The 21,511-nt window shown below is 60.6% G+C and carries 21 protein-coding genes and 1 other RNA gene; 8 read left to right on the forward strand and 14 right to left on the reverse strand.

The window, feature by feature from the left end:
* Positions 1-53: 53 nt before the first annotated feature.
* Positions 54-566, reverse strand: a complete 513-nt coding sequence (ruvC, locus tag ACXHXG_RS11505; protein WP_028754576.1) for a crossover junction endodeoxyribonuclease RuvC — start codon at positions 564-566, stop codon at positions 54-56.
* Between the two features lie 194 nt (positions 567-760).
* On the opposite strand from ruvC, the gene ACXHXG_RS11510 reads away from it, so the two are divergent.
* Complete coding sequence (locus ACXHXG_RS11510) at positions 761-1,759, forward strand: LLM class flavin-dependent oxidoreductase (RefSeq protein WP_104824157.1); 999 nt, start codon at positions 761-763, stop codon at positions 1,757-1,759.
* A gap of 67 nt (positions 1,760-1,826) precedes the next feature.
* On the opposite strand, the gene ACXHXG_RS11515 is transcribed toward ACXHXG_RS11510, so the two are convergent.
* The 8 genes from ACXHXG_RS11515 to ACXHXG_RS11550 all read right to left on the reverse strand — a co-directional run bounded on the left by ACXHXG_RS11515 (position 1,827) and on the right by ACXHXG_RS11550 (position 11,076).
* A complete protein-coding gene (locus tag ACXHXG_RS11515) occupies positions 1,827-2,573 on the reverse strand; it encodes a YebC/PmpR family DNA-binding transcriptional regulator (RefSeq protein ID WP_104824158.1) in 747 nt (248 codons plus the stop codon).
* Between the two features lie 173 nt (positions 2,574-2,746).
* Complete coding sequence (locus tag ACXHXG_RS11520) at positions 2,747-3,589, reverse strand: MBL fold metallo-hydrolase (RefSeq protein WP_104824159.1); 843 nt, start codon at positions 3,587-3,589, stop codon at positions 2,747-2,749.
* Between the two features lie 125 nt (positions 3,590-3,714).
* Entirely contained in the window at positions 3,715-4,539 is an 825-nt protein-coding gene (locus ACXHXG_RS11525; protein WP_104824160.1) for a TIGR00282 family metallophosphoesterase, read from the reverse strand.
* A 3-nt stretch (positions 4,540-4,542) separates the two neighbouring features.
* Positions 4,543-5,130: a 5-formyltetrahydrofolate cyclo-ligase gene (locus tag ACXHXG_RS11530; RefSeq protein WP_104824161.1), complete on the reverse strand. Its 588-nt coding sequence runs from the start codon at positions 5,128-5,130 to the stop codon at positions 4,543-4,545.
* Positions 5,131-5,235: 105 nt separating this feature from the next.
* On the reverse strand, positions 5,236-5,913 hold the full coding sequence (locus tag ACXHXG_RS11535) for an HAD-IA family hydrolase (RefSeq protein ID WP_457899342.1): 678 nt from the start codon (positions 5,911-5,913) through the stop codon (positions 5,236-5,238).
* 222 nt (positions 5,914-6,135) lie between these two features.
* Positions 6,136-7,533: a virulence factor gene (locus ACXHXG_RS11540; RefSeq protein ID WP_457899343.1), complete on the reverse strand. Its 1,398-nt coding sequence runs from the start codon at positions 7,531-7,533 to the stop codon at positions 6,136-6,138.
* Complete coding sequence (mprF, locus tag ACXHXG_RS11545) at positions 7,530-10,139, reverse strand: bifunctional lysylphosphatidylglycerol flippase/synthetase MprF (RefSeq protein WP_283047227.1); 2,610 nt, start codon at positions 10,137-10,139, stop codon at positions 7,530-7,532. The genes ACXHXG_RS11540 and mprF overlap by 4 nt, the downstream gene beginning before the upstream one ends.
* A gap of 454 nt (positions 10,140-10,593) precedes the next feature.
* On the reverse strand, positions 10,594-11,076 hold the full coding sequence (locus ACXHXG_RS11550; RefSeq protein ID WP_283047228.1) for an SRPBCC domain-containing protein: 483 nt from the start codon (positions 11,074-11,076) through the stop codon (positions 10,594-10,596).
* A gap of 73 nt (positions 11,077-11,149) precedes the next feature.
* Between ACXHXG_RS11550 and ACXHXG_RS11555 the strand changes: the two genes are divergently transcribed.
* Positions 11,150-11,473, forward strand: a complete 324-nt coding sequence (locus ACXHXG_RS11555) for an ArsR/SmtB family transcription factor (protein WP_457899344.1) — start codon at positions 11,150-11,152, stop codon at positions 11,471-11,473.
* Positions 11,474-11,500: 27 nt separating this feature from the next.
* Here the strand turns inward: ACXHXG_RS11555 and ACXHXG_RS11560 are convergent, their stop codons facing one another.
* A complete protein-coding gene (locus ACXHXG_RS11560) occupies positions 11,501-12,358 on the reverse strand; it encodes a helix-turn-helix transcriptional regulator (protein WP_104824166.1) in 858 nt (285 codons plus the stop codon).
* Between the two features lie 101 nt (positions 12,359-12,459).
* Between ACXHXG_RS11560 and ACXHXG_RS11565 the strand changes: the two genes are divergently transcribed.
* The gene (locus ACXHXG_RS11565; RefSeq protein ID WP_104825193.1) at positions 12,460-13,278 is read left to right on the forward strand and encodes an SDR family NAD(P)-dependent oxidoreductase; all 819 of its coding nucleotides are present in this window, start codon (positions 12,460-12,462) and stop codon (positions 13,276-13,278) included.
* Positions 13,279-13,318: 40 nt separating this feature from the next.
* A complete protein-coding gene (locus ACXHXG_RS11570) occupies positions 13,319-14,035 on the forward strand; it encodes an SDR family oxidoreductase (protein WP_104824167.1) in 717 nt (238 codons plus the stop codon).
* A gap of 41 nt (positions 14,036-14,076) precedes the next feature.
* Here the strand turns inward: ACXHXG_RS11570 and ACXHXG_RS11575 are convergent, their stop codons facing one another.
* A complete protein-coding gene (locus ACXHXG_RS11575) occupies positions 14,077-14,493 on the reverse strand; it encodes a MarR family winged helix-turn-helix transcriptional regulator (protein ID WP_445945008.1) in 417 nt (138 codons plus the stop codon).
* Positions 14,494-14,632: 139 nt separating this feature from the next.
* On the opposite strand from ACXHXG_RS11575, the gene ACXHXG_RS11580 reads away from it, so the two are divergent.
* Positions 14,633-16,432 (forward strand): chloride channel protein, encoded by a 1,800-nt coding sequence (locus ACXHXG_RS11580; protein WP_457899345.1) that lies wholly within the window; start codon positions 14,633-14,635, stop codon positions 16,430-16,432.
* Between the two features lie 75 nt (positions 16,433-16,507).
* On the opposite strand, the gene ssrS is transcribed toward ACXHXG_RS11580, so the two are convergent.
* The 3 genes from ssrS to ACXHXG_RS11595 all read right to left on the reverse strand — a co-directional run bounded on the left by ssrS (position 16,508) and on the right by ACXHXG_RS11595 (position 17,443).
* A non-coding RNA gene (gene ssrS, locus ACXHXG_RS11585) (6S RNA) lies at positions 16,508-16,666 on the reverse strand.
* 74 nt (positions 16,667-16,740) lie between these two features.
* The gene (locus ACXHXG_RS11590) at positions 16,741-17,118 is read right to left on the reverse strand and encodes a cell division protein ZapA (protein ID WP_104824183.1); all 378 of its coding nucleotides are present in this window, start codon (positions 17,116-17,118) and stop codon (positions 16,741-16,743) included.
* 49 nt (positions 17,119-17,167) lie between these two features.
* The gene (locus tag ACXHXG_RS11595; protein ID WP_104825195.1) at positions 17,168-17,443 is read right to left on the reverse strand and encodes a DUF4164 domain-containing protein; all 276 of its coding nucleotides are present in this window, start codon (positions 17,441-17,443) and stop codon (positions 17,168-17,170) included.
* A 402-nt stretch (positions 17,444-17,845) separates the two neighbouring features.
* Here ACXHXG_RS11595 and tkt point away from each other — a divergent pair, with 402 nt between their 5' ends.
* The 3 genes from tkt to ACXHXG_RS11610 are packed head-to-tail and all read left to right on the forward strand — an operon-like array spanning position 17,846 to position 21,486.
* Positions 17,846-19,828, forward strand: a complete 1,983-nt coding sequence (gene tkt / locus ACXHXG_RS11600) for a transketolase (RefSeq protein ID WP_457899346.1) — start codon at positions 17,846-17,848, stop codon at positions 19,826-19,828.
* A 60-nt stretch (positions 19,829-19,888) separates the two neighbouring features.
* The gene (gap, locus tag ACXHXG_RS11605; protein ID WP_104824185.1) at positions 19,889-20,899 is read left to right on the forward strand and encodes a type I glyceraldehyde-3-phosphate dehydrogenase; all 1,011 of its coding nucleotides are present in this window, start codon (positions 19,889-19,891) and stop codon (positions 20,897-20,899) included.
* Positions 20,900-20,901: 2 nt separating this feature from the next.
* The gene (locus tag ACXHXG_RS11610; RefSeq protein ID WP_457899347.1) at positions 20,902-21,486 is read left to right on the forward strand and encodes a putative glycolipid-binding domain-containing protein; all 585 of its coding nucleotides are present in this window, start codon (positions 20,902-20,904) and stop codon (positions 21,484-21,486) included.
* Positions 21,487-21,511: the final 25 nt, after the last annotated feature.

Here is a 21,511-nt window from a genome sequence, read left to right on the forward strand (position 1 = left end):
TTCGGGAGAGATAAGGTCAAGTGAAGGAAAGTAGGAGCGATAACGAAAACAAACTACCCCGCCAGCGCCGCCTGACGCATCCGGCTGGCGCCACGATTGTGGGCATGGCAGATGGCGATGGCGAGTGCATCGGCGGCGTCGTTGCCTTTGAACTCCACCTTCGGCATCAGGATTTTCAGCATCATGTGGATCTGCTGCTTCTCGCCATGACCCACGCCGATCACTGCCTTCTTGACGGCATTCGGCGCATATTCGGCAACCTGCAGCCCGGCACGCGCGGGCACGAGCATGGCGATACCGCGCGCCTGGCCGAGCTTCAGCGTCGCCACCGCATCCTTATTGACGAAGGTCTGTTCGACAGCGGCTTCATCCGGCTTGTAGCTGTGGACGATATCGGCAAGCCCATCGTGAAGCTGGCAGAGGCGCGACGCGAGATCCATCTCGCCGTCCGACGTCACCGTCCCCGAGGCAACGAAACGCAGGGAATTGCCCAACGTGTCGATAATGCCCCAGCCGGTGCGGCGCAGGCCGGGATCGATGCCGATGATTCGAATCGTATTCTGCATGCGTCAACCTATCTTTGGAGCTGCAGATGTGCCAGCAAAATGTGAACGAAACAAAAACAAATTCCCAAACCCAGCCTCTTTCTGCAGCTTTGAAATTAGGGTGACGAAATTGCCGGGCAGGGTTTGGAACGGAGTGTCGGCGCTCCTACATGGAGACAATTGCTCCTCCCCTTTCACCACGCAGGTCTCTTGCCATGGTCCCCTTTTCCATCCTCGATCTTTCGCCCGTTGCCGAGGGCAGCACAGTCAGCCAATCCTTCGAAGGCTCGAAGCGCATGGCGCAGAAGGCGGAAGCGCTTGGCTACACCAGGTTCTGGCTGGCGGAGCATCATGGCATGCCAGGCGTCGCCAGCGCCGCGACCGCGGTTGTTATCGGCCATGTCGGAGCAGCCACTTCGCGCATCCGCATCGGCTCGGGCGGCGTCATGCTGCCGAACCATTCGCCGCTGGTGATAGCGGAGCAATTCGGCACGCTCGAAGCCCTGTTTCCCGGCCGCGTCGATCTCGGTCTCGGTCGTGCGCCGGGCACGGATATGCGCACGGCGCAGGCCCTGCGTCGCAACCTCGATGCCGGCGCCCAGAGCTTCCCCAATGATATTGTCGAGCTGCAGCATCTGTTCAGCCCGGCCGACGAGAACCAATCGATCCTTGCCGTACCCGGCAACGGCGCCAAAGTGCCGATCTGGCTGCTCGGATCGAGCCTCTACAGCGCCCATCTCGCCGCCATGCTCGGCCTGCCCTATGCTTTCGCCTCGCATTTTGCGCCGGAAGCTTTGCTCGATGCCGTCGCCATCTATCGCGACCGCTTCACGCCGTCGGCAACACTCGACAAACCCTATGTCATGGTCGGCGTCATGGGCTCGGCCGCGGAGACCGACGAAGAGGCGGATTATCACTTCACCTCGGCACAGCAGCAATTCGTCAACCTGCGCCGCAATGTCCGCGGCCCCTTCCCTCGCCCCCGCAGGGACATGGACGATTTCTGGACGCCTATGGAAAAACTGAATGTCGAACACACCCTGCGTTACGCCATTGTCGGCTCACCCGCGACTGCGGAGGCCAAGCTTTCGCAGTTCATCAAGGATACGGAAGCGGACGAAGTGATCATTTCGATGCCGATCCACGACATCGAGGCGCGGCTGAGATCGGTGGAGCTATTCGCGCAATTGCCGTCATTCAAGAAGGCTGCCTAATAATAGAAAAGCCCCAGTCTCCCTTGGCAAAACCTGGGAGACTGGGGCTTATTTTTAGAGGAAAAAATCAGGCCGAGAGCTTGGCCAGAATCTCTTCGGAGACTTCGAAGTTCGAATAGACGTTCTGCACGTCGTCGTCGTCTTCCAGGCTGTCGATTAGCTTCATCAGCGACTGCGCCTTTTCTTCGTCGACCGGCACATTGTTCTGGGCACGCCAGATCGCCTTGACGGTTTCGGCTTCGCCGAGCGTTGCTTCGAGTGCCTTGGCAACCTCGTTCATCGCTTCGAAACCGCAGATGATGGTGTGGCCTTCCTCATCGCTCTCGACATCGTCGGCGCCGGCTTCGATCGCGGCTTCCATCACCTTATCCGCATCACCGACCTCGGGCTTGTAGGTGATTTCACCGACATGGTCGAAGGAGAAGGAGACCGAGCCGGTTTCACCAAGCGCGCCGCCGGCCTTCGTGAAGATCGAGCGGACGTTCGACGCGGTGCGGTTGCGATTGTCGGTCAGAGCCTCGACGATGATCGCCGTGCCGCCGGGGCCGTAGCCCTCATAGCGGACCGCATCGTAATTCTCGGTATCTGCGCCGGAGGCTTTCTTGATGGCGCGATCGATATTGTCCTTGGGCATCGACTGCGCCTTGGCGTTCTGGATCGCCAGGCGCAAACTTGCGTTCATGCTCGGATCAGGCAGACCCGACTTGGCGGCAACAGTGATTTCACGTGCCAGCTTCGAGAACATTTTCGAACGCACCGAGTCCTGACGGCCCTTGCGATGCATGATGTTTTTAAACTGTGAATGGCCAGCCATGGCACCCCTGTTCACGTCTTTTGTTGGGAATGGGCCGCCTTATAAGAGCGAAGTGGCTTTCATTCAAGCAAAAAGCCCGCAAGGACGCCCACGACAGGGCGCCCGGTAGCGATATCGTTCGAAGGTGTGCCCGGGCGGAGGGAGAGGGCCGCCCGGGCATCGTGCTGATCGGCTCAAAGCCCCCTCAGCACGTAAATCAGCGGCTTGCGCGGCAGGGTTTTCAGCGAAACGGTGGTGCTTGCGGTGGGCGCATAGGCGATGTCGAAATCCGGGCCGAACATCGCCAGGAATTGCTGTATCGGCGGCCCCCAGCGGTGCATTGGCAGAATGAGCGACGAACGCAGCCGTTTCACCACCCGGCTCATGCTGTCCGCGCCCATGGTAAGGCCGCCATCGACCGGCACCATGACGACATCGAGCCGGCCGATTTCGGCATATTGCTTGTCGTTGAGCTCGAAATGCAGGTGCCCAAGATGGCCGATGCAGAGCCCGGCCACTTCGAAGATGAAGATCGAATTGCCGTTCGCCTCGACACCTCCCGACCATCCACGAATATCGGTCACCACGTTGCGGATCAGCGTATCGCCGACAGTCAGATTGATCTTCGCCGGCTCGCCGGGCGTATCGCTCCAGCCGTGCAGCACATATTTGATCGCCGGATCCGGGGTCAGCGTGTAATGGCTTGGATGCGCCTTGTTCATCGTCACGACGGTCGGCGTATAAGGCGGGACAAAGGCGCCGCTGAAATCGGTCGCGATCGACACACCGCCGGGTGTCTCTATGAAGAGGGTGGCATGACCGAGGAAGGTGATTTTTACATCGCCGCCGACGGGATCGTTGGCCGGAAGCGGGGCTGAACCGGAAAAGCTGGCGAATGTCGCTTTCGGCAGCGACTGCGCGATCGCCTGACATTGGCTGACATGTGGGCGGGACGGTCTCTGCTGGGCGCCTGCGGCACTCCAACCGGCCACGGCCAGCAGGAAGATCACAGCGAAGACGGGAAATCGCAGCATCATGCCATCCCTTCAGCTCCACAGAGCCGCGAAGGATGCGGTATGAGCTGAGGTGCGTCCAGCCGCAATCCGATCGGATTGCTCACAATCGCGTCATCGCTGCCGCGTGATCAACGGCAGGACAATAGCTAACGCCAGAATTCTGGAATGGTCTCCGCCAGGCGCGGCCCGATCCTGAGCGGCGCGATCTTTTCGGCAAGCCCCGTCGCATCCGATATCTCGACACCGACGCCGCAGATGGTGGCCGGCCCGGAGGCAGCCTCGAAACGGCCCTTCGGCATCTTCGAAATGAAGCGGTTGAGCGGCTCTTCCTTCTCCATGCCGAGCGACGAGTCATAGTCGCCGCACATGCCGGCATCCGACATGTAGGCGGTGCCGCCATTCAGGATCTGCGCGTCCGCGGTCGGCACATGCGTATGCGTGCCGACAACAAAGCTGGCGCGGCCATCCACGAAATGGCCGAAACATTGTTTTTCGCTTGTCGCTTCCGCATGGAAATCGAACACGATGGCGTCTGCCTGCTCTTTCAGCGGGCAGGCATCGAGGATCGCTTCCGCCGCCTTGAAAGGATCGTCCAGCTCCGGATGCATGAAGACGCGGCCCATGATGTTGGCGACGAGCACCCGGGCGCCGTTGCGGGCATAATAGATACTGGAGCCGCGACCGGGCGTGCCGGCCGGATAATTGGCGGGGCGCAGAAACTGGTCGTGGCGCCCACAGAACACCACCGCTTCCTTCTGATCCCAGACGTGATTACCCGTCGTCACCACATCGGCGCCGGCATTGATCGTTTCCAGAAAGATGTCCTCGGTGATGCCGAAGCCGCCGGCGGCGTTCTCGCCGTTGACGATGACGAAGTCGAGCTTCAGATCGGAAATGAGGCCCGGCAGGCGATCCCATACCGCAACCCGTCCGGTCTTGCCGACCATGTCACCTAAAAATAGCAGCCGCATTTCCTATCCAATCTCTACGGAAACGAAATTGAGGCCGCTCTCGGTCAAAATCGCGTCAAGACGGACATCATGCGGCTCAGCCGGTACTGATGGCACTTCTTGGCAATCAAATGCAATGCCGATCAGCCGCGGATTCAGCCCTTTTTGCTGCAGATGATCAATGGCGCGATCATAGTAGCCGGCGCCGTAGCCAATACGATGGCCAGTGCTGTCGAAAGCCGAAAGCGGCACCAGCATGATATGCGGGTCCAACACTGGAGCCTCTGGTCCGGGCCCCGCCGTGCCGAAACCACTGGAAACCAGCTCCGCGCCGGGAACGAGTTCGCGAAAGACGATGGTGCGTTTATCGAGAATGACCGGCACGCAAAGCCGCGCACCCCGCTCACGCAGCCGCGCCATCAGCGGCCGTATGTCCACTTCGGACCGGATCGGCAGGAAGCCGGACACGATCTCACCAGGCTGAAGCTCGATCGCATTGCCGGCATGCGCAAGCATCGCCAACCCTTTCTCGATCCGCTCGTCTGGGGGAATGGCGTCACGCGCTGCCAGGCGCTCGTTGCGATATAGGGTTTTCAGCTCTTTGGGGTTCATCAGGCTTTCGCGGAGTTCGACAATATCACCAAAACATAATGAGCCGGCGGCCCATTGCAATGCGTGAAAGCGACATGCCGTGATTGCATGCTGGTCGGGTGGACGTCAACCGTCCCTACGCATCACCGAAATCCGACCATCATCATCGATATGCGCGCGAACATTCTCGTAGTTCAGCAGCGTCGAATGATTGGTGTTGACCGGATGGGAATGCGTCGCCGTAATCACCATGACGTCGGCGCCCGCGGTTTCGCCGGCCTTGATGCCGGCCATCACGTCTTCGAAGACCAGACAATCGGACGTCCGCAGACCGAGACGCTCGGCGCCGAGGATGTAGCATTGCGGATCGGGTTTGCCGATCTTGACGTCTTCGGCGGTGACGATGAAGCGTGGGACCGGAACACCGGCGGCGGCAAGGCGCGCCTGGGCCAGCCGATGCGGCGAGGAGGTGACGATCGCCCAGCGCTCCGGCGGCAGCGAGGCCAGGAATTCGATGGCGCCGGGGAGCGGCACCACGCCCTCGACATCGGCGATTTCCGCTTCCATGATCAGCAGCGATTCCGCCACCGGATCGACACCCGGCAGGTTCAAGCGGCCGATCGTATCAACGCCGCGCGAACCGTGCATGGTCGGCATGAATGCCGCGACATCCAGCCCCTTGCTGCGCGCCCAATCGCCCCAGACACGCTCGGCGGCAGCGATCGAGTTGATGATCGTGCCGTCCATGTCGAACAGGAATCCGGAATAGCTTTTGTCGAAGGCGAGAGACGATGCGACGGACAAGATTTAGTCCCTTTCGGTTTGGCGGGATCATTTTGGCGGGATTGGTCGGTACAAGCCATGTCTGACTCGCGTAGTCCTTCCTCCGACTAGCGATAGCGGCGGCTAGAAGCAAATGAATGCTGGGCGGCAGGCGGGTAAAAGCTCCGCTCGCTGAGCTCCGCGTGGCATGAAGCTCAATTGCCGGATATGCGCGACGATCGGGCCGCCGCGCATATCGGTACATTACTCGCCGAGCCGGCTCTTCAGGCCGTCGATGATATGATTGGCCAGCGCTTCATAGTCGTCGTCGAAATGATGGCCACCCTCCATGGCGATGACTTCAGCGCCTGTGCCCTTCAGCGATGGGCAGGCGACATCCTCGTCGTCATCCTTGCCGTAGATGCATTGAACCGTCTTCGGATTGATCGACTTCAGGTCGCTGAGGGGATCGCCGCCCTTGCCTTCGCTTTCGGCGCCGAGCCAACCCATGACCGAGATCACATAGTCGACCTTGCGCGACAGCGACAGCAGCGACATCTGCACGATTCTGTCCTTGTCCGGCTGCTTCAGCCGGTTATAGCTCGCCGGCAGCACGTCGGCGCCGAAGGAATAGCCGATCAGCACCACATGCTTTACCTTGAAGCGCTTGGTATAGTACTGGATCATGCGGGCGAGATCGTCGGCGGTCTGCTGTGGATCGCGCTCCGACCAGAAGTAATGCAGCGAATCGACACCGACGACCGGGATGCCCTGGTCCTGCAAATAGCTGCCGACTTCCTTGTCGATATCTCGCCAGCCGCCGTCGCCGGAATAGACGATCGCCAGCGTGTCTTCCGTCGGCTTGGTGTTCATGACATCGACCGGTAGCCCGAGCGGCGACTTTTCGCTGTCGATCGTCTTCATCAGATCCACCAGCCCGGCGCTCAGCGCCGCATAGGTGTCATCCTCGTCGGAATCGGTGACCTGAACATCAGGATGCTCCTTCTGGATCTCCTCGACATGTTCGCGTCCATCCTTGGGTGCGTTCGAGGTGAAGGTCGCAAGGATCGGATTCGGTAGCGCGCCGTCCTGCAGGCCGAAGGACACGATGTCGCCATCGGTCTTCTTTTCAGCCGGCGTGCAAAGCTCCTGTTTCAGTGCGATGCCGAAGGTCGGATCGGCGGCGAGCGTGCCGGCAACGGTGGCGTCCGGCGTCTGCGCGGCGATGGTCAGCGCCATGGCGCCGCCGGCGCCGACACCGGCGATGACTGGCAATTGATAGGTGCTGTCGGCAAAGGAGCGCTGCACCTGCTGGCTCAGCGACTCCAGATCGGAGACCATATAGATGCAGCCGTCATTCTGATTGACGTCATACTTATTGAGCGATGCCAGGAAGGACGGGTAATCGATGCCGATGACCAGAGTGCCGTTGGCAACAAGCTTTTCGGCGACGCCCTTTTCCTTGTCGCCCCAGCCGGCGGCGTCGGAGATCAGCACGACCTCGCTCGTCACCTTGCCCTGCGGACGCATGATATGCGGCGGAGAGATCATGCCGAGATCGTATTTGGTATCGTCCTCGTCCGCTCTCGCCGCGCCTGATGCCAGTAGGCCCGTTGTCAACATGAATGCGAAAGCCAATGACATTGCGTATTTCAAGATCATTTCCTCACGACCCCCTTAAGTCCGCCCCCGATGAGGAATGTGGCATCCATCAACGCGATCATTGGACTGACACCTCCCGAAACGGCCAGGTAACGAGGCTGCCATTCGGGATGAAATTTGGATTTGAAGGCACGAAGCCCTTTGAAATTATAGTAGCGCTCGCCGTGTTCGAAGACGGTTCCGCCGACCCTGTCCCAAACCGGCGCCGATTCCCGTCTCGACATGCCTGATAGCGGCGCCATGCCAAGGTTGAAGCGCTGGAAGCCCTGCTGCTTCAGATACTCGAGGATCTGCACGAACAGAAAATCCATCGATCCCTTCGGCGCATCGGGTGAAAAGCGCATCAGATCGACGGACCCCTCCTCCTTGGTCTCCGTCATCAGGATGTTAGCGAAAGCAACGATCTTACCATCCTTTTTCAACACGCCAACCGGCTGCGACACCACGTAGTCGGGATCGAAAGCGCCGAGCGAAAAACCCTTTTCCTTGGCGTTGTGATCGGCAAGCCATGATTCCGAAACCTCGGCAAGCTGATCGATAACATCGGGCACATGCTGCGGCTCGATAACGGCAAATTCTAGTCCGTCACGCACAGCGCGGCTCGCCGTCTGGCGAAGATTGGCCCATTTGCCGCCCTTCAGCTCGAAATTGGAAAGGTTGACCACCGCCAGTTCGCCGAGCTTGAAAGCACGCAAACCCGCATCGGCGCAATAGGACAAAAGCATCGGCGATATCTGATAGAAGACCGAACGGCAGCCGGCCGAACGGGCGGTTTCGACGAAGCGCCAGACCAGCTCGGGAAGCGCGTGCCGCGGCCCGATCGGATCGAACAGGGCGATCCAGGAACGGCCCTGCTTGCCATACATGATGAAGGCATCGCCCTTTTCGGAGAACATGATGCTTTTGTCGCCCATGCGCACGAGATTGGCGTCGGCAATGCCTTGCTTGCGAACGATTTCAACGGCCCGTTCGACGGCATGGTCGGAAACCGGCTCCAGGCGCGCGGTCGCCGGGCGCAGCAGGCTGAAGATCGCGATCGCCGACGAGACGATGGAGATGCCGAGCACTGCACGAAGTCCGCGCGGCGCTTCTTCGGTGAATTCGAACTGCCACCAGAGCTGGTTGCTGTATTCGACGTCGCGATAGACGAAAAACAGGATGACGACGGCGCCGATGCAGATCACAGCGATTGCTGTCAGCCACCCCCCGGTCAGGGCTTGATTGAGCAGCGAAGCCGGGCGCGTGAACAATCGGCGGCTGACGATCAGGCCGAAAACGAGGAAGGCGAGCAGCGCAGCCTCGACCACTGCGATGGCCTTCAGCAGCGAGAACAACAGCGCAAAAACCGCCGAGATGATCGAAACCCACCAGGCACCATCGAGACGTTGGCCGAGGCCACGGGCGGCAACGATCATCGCCAAACCGAGAAGGCTGGAGATAAAATGCGCGCTTTCGACAAGTGACAGCGGCAGAAAACTGGAAAGAAATTCCAGGTTCCTGTCCGGCGTCGGCGTCACGCTCGAAAATACCAGCATCATGCCGAGCAGAAGCGCGAAGGTCGACAGCAACTGCGGCATCAGCCGGCCGCCGATACGCCGCATGCTGGAAGCGGCCGGATGATCGACGAAACGACGCAGTTCCGCCGCCGAGACCGCAAGGATCGCGATCGCCAGCGGGATCACGTTGTAGATGACGCGGTAGAGAACCAGCGAACCGAGAACGGCGTCGGCGTTCACGGAGCTGCCGAGCCAAGCGATGATGATCGTCTCGAAAACGCCGAAGCCGGCCGGAACGTGGCTCAGCACACCGAGGCCGACGGCGATGGCGTAGATGGCAAAGAAGCCCGGCCAGCCGATGGCCGAATCCGGGAGCAAGACATAGAGCACGGACGCAGAAGCGGCGATGTCGACCGCGGTCACCAGGAATTGCCGCGACCAGGTCAGCGAATCCGGCAGGCGAATGGCGATCGGCCCGATCCGCACCTCTCGGCCATTGCGGCCGACGATGATAACGAAGGCAAGCGCAGCGATGATGGCGCCGGCAATCAAGCGCAGCCAAAGGCCGTCGACATTGATCAGCGGGCCGATCTCGTCGGCGATGATCAGCAGCGCGATGGCGCCGACGGCGGCAAGGCCAAGGCCGAAGGCCAGCGTCACAAAGGCGATAACGCGGGTAATATCGTCCGGGGACAGGCCGAGCCGGGTATAGGCGCGATAGCGGATGGCGCCGGCACTGAGCGCGCCGAAGCCGGCGGTATTGCCGACGGCATAGGCGCTGAAGGAGGTCAGCGCCACATGCGGGAACGGCAGCCGCTTGCCGATATATTCCAGCGCGTTCTGATCATAAAAGATCAGCGAAAAGAAACTGAGACCCGTGAAGAACAGGGCAAGCACGATGGATGAGACTTTCGTCGTCGCCAGCGCGTGCACGACATCGTCATAGCGCACCTCGTTCGTCAGATCGAAGATCGCATAGGCAGCGATACCGAAGACGGCGACAGTAAGGATAGCGACAATCAGCGTGCGATTGCGGTTCAAGAACCCACTTATGCCGCCGCGCGTCTCTAGGTCCTCATCGGCTTTTTCCAGATCGATTGGGGTCGACATGCTCTACCTGTTTGAAATGGCTTTCGCCGGTCCCGTTTGCTCGGATATGCAGTAACGGCAATCTGCGTCTGTGTGTGTTACCGCCAGCACTTCTTTCAACGGGCTCTTTTTCTCGAGCGCTCCCATCATTCTGAATTTGGGCAATTTTGGCGCAGGACCCGTTCCGCCAGCAATGAATCTGTTATTATTTAAAGGAATTTGTCATTCACCCGGATTTTGAGCTTTTCCACACAGAAAAGTGAACTGTGTGGCCTGCGATCAACGCAGCCCTCTATCAGGAAATTCTGGCCAGGTCACATCTTTTGGCGACATCCGCCAATTTGGTTGCCAGAAAAATGGTGATCAGCAGGTCGACGCGACAACCGTCGTACCTGGCGTCAGGTCAGCGCTGCTTCTGGCGGCACGCGCCGCCGAGAAGAATGTCTGATTGCGGCGCATGAGCGCTGCCGCCACTTTACCGATCCGGCGCTTCCGCTGGCTCGCCGCGCATTTCACTCAGGAAGAAACCCTCGCGCAGATTGATGCCGTATTCGACGAAGGCCTTCATGCAGCAGAGCATCTGCGTCCAGCCCTCGCAGTTCAGATAGGTGCCACGTCGGCCGGCTGCGTCCTCACGCCAGCCGGATTCCTCGATCGTTACCAAGGTGCCGCCGTCGTCGAGCGGTTCGAACGTCATCTCCACTTTTGTCCTGTAGCGCGCGCCGTCTTCGCCGGTACCACCATCCCAATGAAAGACGATACGCCGGTCGGTTTCCACCTCGTTGACCTCGACCGGCGCGTTCTTCCACCAGATCACGGTCGTCCCCGCCACGAGCGGCGCGCTGGCACCGCCGACGGTGGTGAAATAGCTCGAGAGCTTCTTCGGATTGACGACGGCATCGAAGACCTCATCCACTTTGCGGCCGATGCGTCCCGAAATACGAACATTCAAGGTCATGACTTCTCCTCCGCTTTCCGAGTGTGGTTGCTTTTCCATTGCGATCAGGGATTTTATGTTATAAAAACATAACATGTCAAGCGAATCGGATGGCGACCTCATTTTCAAAGCCCTGGCGCACCGTCGCCGACGCGAAATCCTCGACTTGCTCAAGGAAGCCCCGAGGACGACCGGCATGCTCTGCGAGACCTTTGCGGATATGGACCGTTGCACGGTGATGCAGCATCTGAAGGTGCTGGAGGAGGCCGATCTGGTGATCGCCAAGAAGGAAGGCCGGGAGCGCTGGAACCATCTCAACAGCCTGCCGATCAAGCAGATTCACGACCGTTGGATCAGTGCCTATGCCGGCCACGCCTTGTCGATCCTTGACCGGCTAAAAAGCGATCTGGAGGGCTGAGGCCCTATGCGGTCGTATGAACCGCAATCAGGTTTTCGCGCCCAGGAGTGTTTTCAGTTTCCCGCCGGTCCCGTCCTCCTCCAGGGGCGTATAGACAACGAGCTTCATATCCGGCCGGTCGATGACGGCAAGCGCGGTATATTCGAACGTCATCAGCCCACCTTGGGGATGGCGCAATCGCTTGCAGCCTGCGAGCGGCCGCAGCACTTCCTGTCTCGGCCACCAGGCGCGAAATTCCGGGCTTGTCTGCGTCAACGTGGCGATCAGCCGTTCGAAATCGGGATCGCCGGCGTAGCGGGCGCTATCAGCACGGAACATGGCGAGCGAATTTGCCGCTACGATCTCCCAATCGACCAATAGCACACGATGCGCGGGATCGGTGAACACCCGATGGACGCTATTGCGCGCGTCGCCCTGCAACAAGCCGTAATCGCCGAAAAGAGCCACCGCCGCCGGGTTCCAGGCAAGCACATCCCAGCGCCGGCCGAGGACATAGGCGGGTTGCCCAGTGAGGCTCGCGAGCATCCGTCGCAGCGATTCAGGCACCTCTTCCGGACCACGCGAGGGAACTTCTGTTGATGGCCGATCGCTCAAGGTGAAGAGATGCCGTCGTTCCGCCGGATCGAGCCGCAACGCATCGGCAAGCGCCGACAGCACTTCCGCCGAGGCACGCACATCCCGCCCCTGCTCCAGCCAGGTGTACCAGGTGGCCCCGACTCCGGCGAGCAGCGCTACCTCTTCGCGCCGCAACCCCGGCGTCCGCCGGCGAAATCCATCCGGCAGACCGACGCTTGCCGGCGTCAGCTTCTCGCGGCGGGAGCGCAGGAAAGCACCGAACTCGCGGCGCCTGGCGTCCAGAATAGTTTGGTTTTGATTGATGGTCATCGCTCATCATAGCAGGATGAATACTAGGATAAAACCGGAACTGTTTGTCGCTTTCGCAAACTGCCAAATATCACCGCATGTACAAAATAGAGGTGATTGCGATGGACATGAGCGACAAGACGATCCTCATCACCGGCTCGACCGATGGCGTTGGCCGCCGGGTTGCCGAAAGGCTCGCTGCGTCCGGCGCCATGGTGCTGTTGCATGGGCGCGACAAGGCACGCGCTGCAAGCCTGCTTTCCAGCATTCGCGGCGCGGGCGGAAAAGCCACCTTTTATCCCGCCGATCTTTCATCGCTGGATGAGGTCCGTGCCCTGGCCGACGCTATCAAGCGCGATCATGAGCGCCTCAACATTCTGGTCAACAATGCCGGCATCGGCACCGGCGGCGGCGATGCGGGACGTCAGGTCAGCCGCGACGGGCACGAACTGCGCTTTGCGGTGAACTATCTTGCCGGCTTCCTGCTGACACGCTGCCTGCTGCCGCTGTTGAAGGCGAGCAGCCTCGCCCGCATCGTCAATGTTTCCTCGGTTGGTCAACAGCCGATCGACTTCTCCGATGTCATGCTGACGCACGGCTATAGCGGCGTGCGCGCCTATTGCCAGAGCAAGCTGGCGCAGATCATGTTCACGTTCGATCTCGCCAAGGAATTGGCGGGCTGTGGTGTCATCGTCAATTGCCTGCACCCCGCAACCTACATGGACACCACCATGGTGCGCCAGGCCGGCGTGTCACCCATGAGCACAGTCGATCAGGGCGCCGACGCCATTCTTAATCTGGTTGCGGGCGCCGACCTCGAAGGACGCTCTGGCCTCTATTACGACGGGCAGTACCCATCCCGCGCCAATGCCCAGGCCTATGACGCAGCCGCGCGCAAGCGGCTGCGCAGTCTCAGCGACGAGCTCACAGGTCTCGCCTGAACAGACCTCTCCATCTTCGCCATCCAACAAGGAGACAACCATGTCGTCCCAACACACCGTCATCATTGGCGGCTCGTCCGGTATTGGCCTTGCGACCGCCGCCCATCTTCTCGAAAAAGAATATCGGGTGACGATCACCGGTCGCGATGAGACAAAGCTCCGGGCGGCGGCACAAAGCCTCGGTGGCGATGTCGCTACGATCGCCATGGACGCCGCCGACCTCACCGGTCTTGCCAAGATTTTCCAGACGATCGGACCTTTGGATCATCTCGTCCTGGCACTCGGCGGCGGCAATGGCGGTGGCCCCTTCGCAACCGTCGACCTTGCCGATCTCAAGAAGGGTTTCGACCAGAAGACGATGGCACATTTTGCCTGCGCCCAGGCTTGTCTTCCCTATCTCTCGAAAGAAGGCAGCATCACCTTCGTCTCCGCTGTCTCGGCACAGGCAGCCTTGCCGGGAACAGCAGGGCTTGCAGCCGTCAACGCCGCCATCGCTGCCCTTGCGCCAGTTCTTGCCGTCGAGCTGAAGCCAATCCGGGTGAACTGCATCTCGCCCGGCGTCGTCGACACGCCCTGGTGGGATTTCCTCGGCGAGGAACAGAAGGCGCCGGCCTTTACAAGCTTCGCCGCACGCACGCCGGTCGGACGCGTCGGCCGGCCGCAAGAGATCGCCGAAGCCATCGCCTTCCTGATCGGCAACGGCTTCGTTAGCGGCCACACGTTGATCTGCGACGGTGGCATCCGGCTCGGCCAATAACCGGCAACGCGCCATTGCCGGTCATCGTCGGCAATGGCGCTTCATTTGCCGCCGACATCCGCCTGCAGATGCGTCAGGATGTCGATGAGTTCCGGCGCCATGTCCCGGATCTCCCTGAGGTGAATGGCCGTCAGCCGGCGCAGTATCTCTTCCGATTTTTCCGTCAGCTGCAGCGTTTGCCGGCGTTTGTCAGCCGGATCGGGATGGCGGGTGACATAGCCGGCATCGATCAGCCGGCCGACCAATTCAGTCGCCGTATGCGGCGCGATCAGCAGGCGTTCCGCCAACATGCCGATGGTCATCGTCTCGCTCTGTGGATTGCCCTTGATCGCCAGCAGCGCCTGATGCTGCTGCGGCGGCAGTCCCTCCTGATGGGCTGCGGAGGTGCTGAAATCCATGAATTTCCGCAGCGTGTAGCGCAGTGTCGCCAGAGCCTCGTAGTCCGCCTGCGATAGCATCTCATCCAATTCCCGCGCCAATCCCATCTTCCTCACAAATACATTCTGTTTTCAGCCGTTGATTTATATCGCATTACGATATAATTGCCATTGCAGTTTCGGCTAGTTTGCCGCCGCGCTTTAGCACAGAAAGCCTTCCATGCAGGATATCAACGTACATCATCGGCCCGCCCATGATTTCTCGGGTGGCGCTTCGCGGAAAGACAATGGGGATTTTACAACGGACAAGCGCGTACTAGTGCTTGCGGCCATGGCGTTGGTCGTGGGCACGGGCGGCGCCCTGTCGGCCTGGGCGCTGATCAACCTCATTGCGCTCGTCACCAACGCGGTCTGGCTGTTCAAGATCAGCGTCGAACCGCTGTCGCTGGGCACCGTCGCGCGCTCCCCCTGGATGGTGGCCGCGCCCATCATCGGCGGCCTCGTCATCGGCCTCATGGCACGCTACGGTTCGGAAAAGATCCGCGGCCACGGCATTCCGGAGGCAATCGAGGCGATCTTGATCGGCGGCAGCCGAATGTCGCCGAAAGTGGCGGTCCTGAAGCCGCTCTCTTCCGCCATCTCGATCGGCACGGGCGGCCCGTTCGGCGCTGAAGGGCCGATCATCATGACCGGCGGCGCCATCGGGTCGCTGTTCGCACAGTTCTTTCATCTGAGCGCCGCCGAGCGCAAGACGCTGCTGGTCGCAGGTGCCGCCGCCGGCATGACCGCGATCTTCGGCTCGCCCATCGCCGCCGTCATGCTCGCCGTCGAATTGCTGCTGTTCGAATGGAAGCCGCGCAGCTTCATTCCGGTCGTGATCGCATCCTGCGTCTCCATCACCTGGCGGCCCCTGCTGATCGGCAGCGGCCCGCTTTTCCCGGCCCATTTCGACATGGCGCTCAACTGGTGGAGCATCCTGCTGGCCGCCGGCCTCGGCATCGTGTCCGGCCTGCAATCCGGCCTCTTGACGACGCTGCTCTACCGCATCGAAGACGCCTTCGAGAAACTCCCCATTCACTGGATGTGGTGGCCCGCTCTCGGCGGCCTCGTTGTCGGCCTCGGCGGACTGATCGAGCCGCGCGCGCTCGGCGTCGGCTATGATATCATCTCCGATCTGCTGAACGACCACGTCGTCGCAGTTGCGGTGGTCGCCATTCTCTTGGTCAAGGCTGGCATCTGGCTGGTAGCATTGTCATCGGGAACGTCGGGCGGCGTGCTTGCGCCGCTGCTCATCCTCGGCGGCACGCTCGGTTGGCTTGTCGGCCTCGTTCTGCCCGGAGATCCCGGCTTTTGGGCGCTGCTCGGCATGGCCGCGATGATGGGCGGCACGATGCGCGCGCCGCTGACCGGCACCTTCTTCGCCATTGAATTGACCGGCGACATGCATGCGCTCGTGCCGCTGCTTGCCGCCACCGTCGCCGCTTATGCGGTCACCGTGTTGCTGTTGAAGCGGTCGATCCTGACGGAAAAGATCGCGCGCCGCGGCCAGCACATCACCCGCGAATATGGCATCGATCCGTTCGAATTGACCCGCGCTGCCGACATCATGATTGCGAAGGTGAATACGCTTCCCGCCACCATGCCGGTCGCAGGAGCTCTCGCGCAATTGACCGAACAGCCGGATGCCCATCGCTTCTATCCCGTTGTCCAGGCCGATGGCCGCTTGGTCGGCATGATCTCGCGCGCGGATGCGCTACGATGGCAGAATGAGCCCGATCTCGCCGGTCAGACGCTCTATGATTTGATCTCTGATACGTCCATTCCGGTCGCACATCCTGAAGACACGGTTGGCCGCGTCGCCGATATCATGATCCATGCCGATACCGGCCGTGTTCCCGTTGTCGACGAACGGACCGGTGTCCTTGTCGGTCTCATCGCCCGCAAGGACCTGTTGCGCCTGCGCAGCGCAGCCAACCGCTCGGAATTCGAGCGCGGCGCCTATCTCGGCGCGAAACGTTAAGAGGAGGAGGAACGGCGTCAGCGAGACAATAAGAATCCCGCAACGCTGCCTTTCTTTGCAAAATCAGGAAAGGAAGAGCGATCCACGACGACCGATGGATGTTTACGATCCTGGGCGCCTACAAACGTAGGTGGGCACCGTGTGTCCAGGCCCACGGGCCTGGTCAGGGACAGCTCCCTTTGGATCGAGTATGGCCCCAGGGATTGTGGTTCCTGTCGGGAAGCGCAGACCGCAAGTCCTATATAAAGAGAATCCTCGCCTTGTACCAGAGGGTGCTACGGTGCAGTCCCGAGAAATAAAAGAACGCCTCAGTTCGGCTCGGCGCCTGGGCGAACCGTCAGCTTCTCGGTGATGCCGCGAATGCGCGTCGTCACTTCGTCGATGACGGTTGCGAGCGTCTCTTCGCTGCGGGCATTGGCCGCAAGCACGGTGTCACGGTTGTTGCGCAAGTTTTCGAGCTCGGCCTCCAGCCCCGAAACGCGACGTGTCAGCTCCGCCACCTCGTCCATGATCATGATGCCGGCCATGACGGTGACGCGCAGATCGCCGATTTCGCCGAACTGGCTCTTCAGATGCATGACATAGCGGTCGAAGCGGGTGGCGAGATCCGTCAGATGCTCTTCCTGCCCCTCTTCGCAGGCCATGCGATAGGCCTTGCCATCGATCGTTACCGTTACCTGCGCCATGAGACTTTCCGATCATTGCCGCTGATCGCGACGGCTGCGTCCCGAGGGATCAGCGGTCGAGCACGGCTCTTATGGTTTCCATCGCCGTCACAAGCCGGCGCGACACTTCGCGATTGACCTCTTCAAGCCGGTTCGCTCGGAACTCCGCCTGGTCGAGTTCCTGGGCGAGCCGCGAACGATCCGCATGCACCCGGCGAACCTCGCCTTCAACATCGCTTTGCGCGCGTTCACGTTCGAACCGCACATCGACGGCGCTCTCCAAAGTCGAAAGCGCCTGGCGCAACTGAGCGAGCGCCACATCCACCGTTTTGCCTGAGGGCGTCATGCCTTTCGATTCCCCGCGCAAGGCCCGAATCAAAATATCCGGCCACTCGACTGATTTCCCAACAATATTCAACTCGGCAACTGAACGTCAATAAAGGCCGCCATACGGCAGGGGACCTAATCTGTGGATGAAGGTCGCCTTTATGGCTTAAGCGGCCTTTGTCTTACCCTTGTCGTCTTTTGTATAAGTCGGCGGGCAAATGTCGAAAAATTGCCGCACCACCCCCTGATCGCCCCGCGGATTTATTGACTTGCTCGCCCCAACTGCTATGTCTCAGCCGCCTGAGGCAGCAGTGAAAACGGAGTTTGTAAGGTACTCCTCCGTTTCGGCCGCCTTTCAACCGGTGGCCCAGCCTCCCAAGCGTGTGGCCATCCCCCGAACCCGGAACCCTGCGGAAAAACCATGATCTCTCGCGAACAACACGACCGGATGGCGAATGCGATCCGTTTCCTTGCCATGGATGCTGTCGAGAAGGCCAATTCCGGTCACCCCGGTTTGCCGATGGGGATGGCGGATGTCGCCACCGTTCTCTTTGGCAAATATCTACGCTTCGACCCGAAGCATCCGCATTGGCCGAACCGTGACCGCTTCGTGCTCTCGGCTGGCCATGGCTCCATGCTGCTCTATTCGCTGCTGTACTTGACCGGCTACCCTGACATGGGGGTCGAGGACCTCAAGCAATTCCGTCAGCTCGGCTCCAAGACTGCCGGCCATCCGGAATATGGTCACGCCACCGGCATCGAAACCACCACCGGCCCGCTCGGCCAGGGTATTGCCAATTCGGTCGGCATGGCGATCGCCGAACGCAAGCTGCGTGAAGAATTCGGCGCCGAGCTGATGGATCACTATACCTATGTCATGTGCGGCGACGGCTGCCTCATGGAAGGCATCAGCCATGAAGCGATCGCGCTGGCCGGCCACCTGAAGCTGAACAAGCTCATCCTTTTCTGGGACAACAACTCGATCACCATCGACGGCGCCGTTTCGCTGTCGGATTCGACCGACCAGGTTGCCCGCTTCAAGGCCGTTCACTGGAACACGATCGAAGTAGACGGCCACGACCAGGCCGCCATCGGCGCTGCCATCGAAGCCGCGCACCAATCCGACCGCCCGACGCTGATCGCCTGCAAGACGATTATCGGCTTCGGCGCTCCGAACAAGCAGGGCACCCACAAGGTTCACGGCTCGCCGCTCGGCGCCGAGGAAATTGCAGCGACGCGCGTTGCGTTGAACTGGCCCTACGAAGCTTTCGTCATTCCGGACGACATTCTTACCGAATGGCGCGCCGCCGGCGAGCGCTCCGTCAGCACCCGCGAAGCCTGGGAAGGCCGCGTCGCTGTTGCGGAAGCCGGCAAGAAGGCCGAATTCAATCGCCGCTTTGCCGGCGAGCTGCCGGCTGGCTTCGATGCCGCCATCAGCGAATACAAGAAGAAGCTCGCTGAAACCAAGCCGACGCTCGCAACCCGCAAGGCATCGGAAGATGCGCTCGAAGTCATCAATGGCTTCCTGCCGGAAACACTGGGCGGTTCCGCGGACCTGACGCCGTCGAACAACACCAAGACCAGCCAGATGAAGTCGATCACCCCGACCGATTTCTCCGGCCGGTACGTCCACTGGGGCATCCGCGAGCACGGCATGGCCTCTGCCATGAACGGCATTTCGCTGCATGGCGGCCTGATCCCCTATTCCGGCGGCTTCCTGATCTTCTCGGACTATTGCCGTCCGCCGCTCCGTCTCGCTGCGCTGATGAGCATCCGCGCCATCCACGTTCTGACGCATGACTCGATCGGCGTCGGCGAAGACGGCCCGACGCACCAGCCGGTCGAACAGATCGCAGGGCTGCGTGCCATTCCGAACTTCCTGTTGTTCCGCCCGGCTGATGCCACCGAAACAGCGGAATGCTGGCAGATCGCGGTCAAGACGCACAATCGTCCATCCGGCCTCGCGTTGACCCGCCAGAACCTGCTCGCTGCACGTACCGAATACAGCGAGAAGAACCTCTGCGAGCAGGGCGCCTACACGCTCGCCGGCAACGCCGATGCTAAGGTGACGATCTTCGCTTCGGGTTCCGAAGTCGAAATCGCCGTCGCCGCCCGCACGGCGCTGGAAGGCAAGGGTATTTCCACCCGCGTCGTTTCCGTACCCTGCACGGAGCTCTTCTTCGAGCAGCCTGAAGCCTACCGCTCGGAAGTGCTCGGCAATTCGCCGGTCAAGATCGCCGTCGAAGCCGCCGTTCGCGAAGGCTGGGACGCATTCATCGGTCCGGAAGGCGCCTTCATCGGCATGAAGAGCTTTGGTGCTTCCGCACCTTACAAGGACGTTTATAAGCATTTCGGCATTACCGCCGAGGCGGTTGTCGCTGCCGCTGAGGCAAAGCTTTCCTGAGGGTGTCGAAAGGCGCTCTCCATTTCAATAGAAATACCCTGAGTGAACGGGAGTGAACACATGACTGTAAAAGTTGCCATCAACGGTTTCGGCCGCATCGGCCGTAACGTTCTGCGCGCGATCGTCGAATCCGGCCGCACCGACATCGAAGTTGTTGCCATCAACGACCTCGGCCCGGTCGAGACCAATGCCCACCTGCTGCGTTACGATTCCATCCACGGCAAGTTCCCTGCCGAAGTGAAGGTCGAAGGCGACACGATCATCGTTGGCGGCGGCAAGCCGATCAAGGTCACGGCGATCAAGGATCCGGCAACGCTGCCGCACAAGGACCTTGGCGTCGACATCGCCATGGAATGCACGGGCATCTTCACTGCCCGCGACAAGGCCGCCGCTCACCTGACGGCCGGTGCCAAGCGCGTTATCGTTTCGGCTCCTGCCGACGGTGCCGACCTGACCGTCGTTTTCGGCGTCAACCACGACCAGCTCACCAAGGAGCACATGGTCATCTCCAACGCTTCCTGCACCACGAACTGCCTGGTGCCGGTCGTGAAGGTTCTCGACGACGCCGTCGGCATCGACCACGGCTTCATGACGACCATCCACTCCTACACTGGTGACCAGCCGACGCTCGACACCATGCACAAGGACCTGTACCGCGCCCGTGCCGCAGCCCTGTCCATGATCCCGACCTCGACGGGCGCCGCAAAGGCTGTTGGTCTCGTTCTGCCGCACCTGAAGGGCAAGCTCGACGGCACGTCGATCCGCGTTCCGACCCCGAACGTCTCGGTTGTCGACTTCAAGTTCGTGTCCAAGAAGGCAACGACGGTCGGCGAAATCAACGAAGCCATCAAGGCTGCATCGAACGGCAAGCTGAAGGGCATCCTCGGCTACACCGACGAGCCGCTGGTTTCCCGTGACTTCAACCATGACAGCCACTCGTCGATCTTCGCGACCGACCAGACCAAGGTCATGGAAGGCAACTTCGTGCGCGTCCTGTCCTGGTACGACAACGAATGGGGCTTCTCCAGCCGCATGTCCGACACGGCCGTTGCATTTGCCAAGCTGATCTGATCATGGCCTTCCGCCCTCTCCTTCCGACGACAGTTCGCTGGCGTCCGCTGGAAGGAGACGGGCTGGAGCATCTGACGATCGGTCCCATCGACACCGCCACGGGCGCAGCCATTCGCGCCTGTGGCACCATCATCGGCAGCCGCGGCGGCTCGCCCTACGGCGTCTTCTACCGCATCGATTGCGCAGCCGACTGGACCGTTCTCTCCTTCTCGATCGAAACCACCGATGGCCGGCGCCTTGCCTTGCTTTCCGACGGCAAAGGACATTGGCGCGCCGAAGACGGCATTGCCTTGCCGCAATTCGACGGCTGCATCGATATCGATCTCTCCGGCTCGCCTTTCACAAACAGCCTGCCGATCCGCCGGCTTGAGCTGACGCCGGAAGCTGGAACGGCAAAGCTTTCCATGCTCTATATTCCGTTCGACAGCTTCGTGCCGCTACGCGACGGCCAGCGCTACACTTGCATCACGCCGCAGAAACTCTATCGCTATGCTGCCGAAGATAGGACCTTTACCGTAGACCTGCCCGTCGACGAGGATGGGCTGGTGATCGACTATTCAATCTATTTCAAGCGTGTGGATGTTTGAATTCTGCGTTTATTTCTTTTTGACG

The sequence above is a fragment of the Rhizobium sp. LEGMi-198b genome (genome assembly GCF_054114205.1).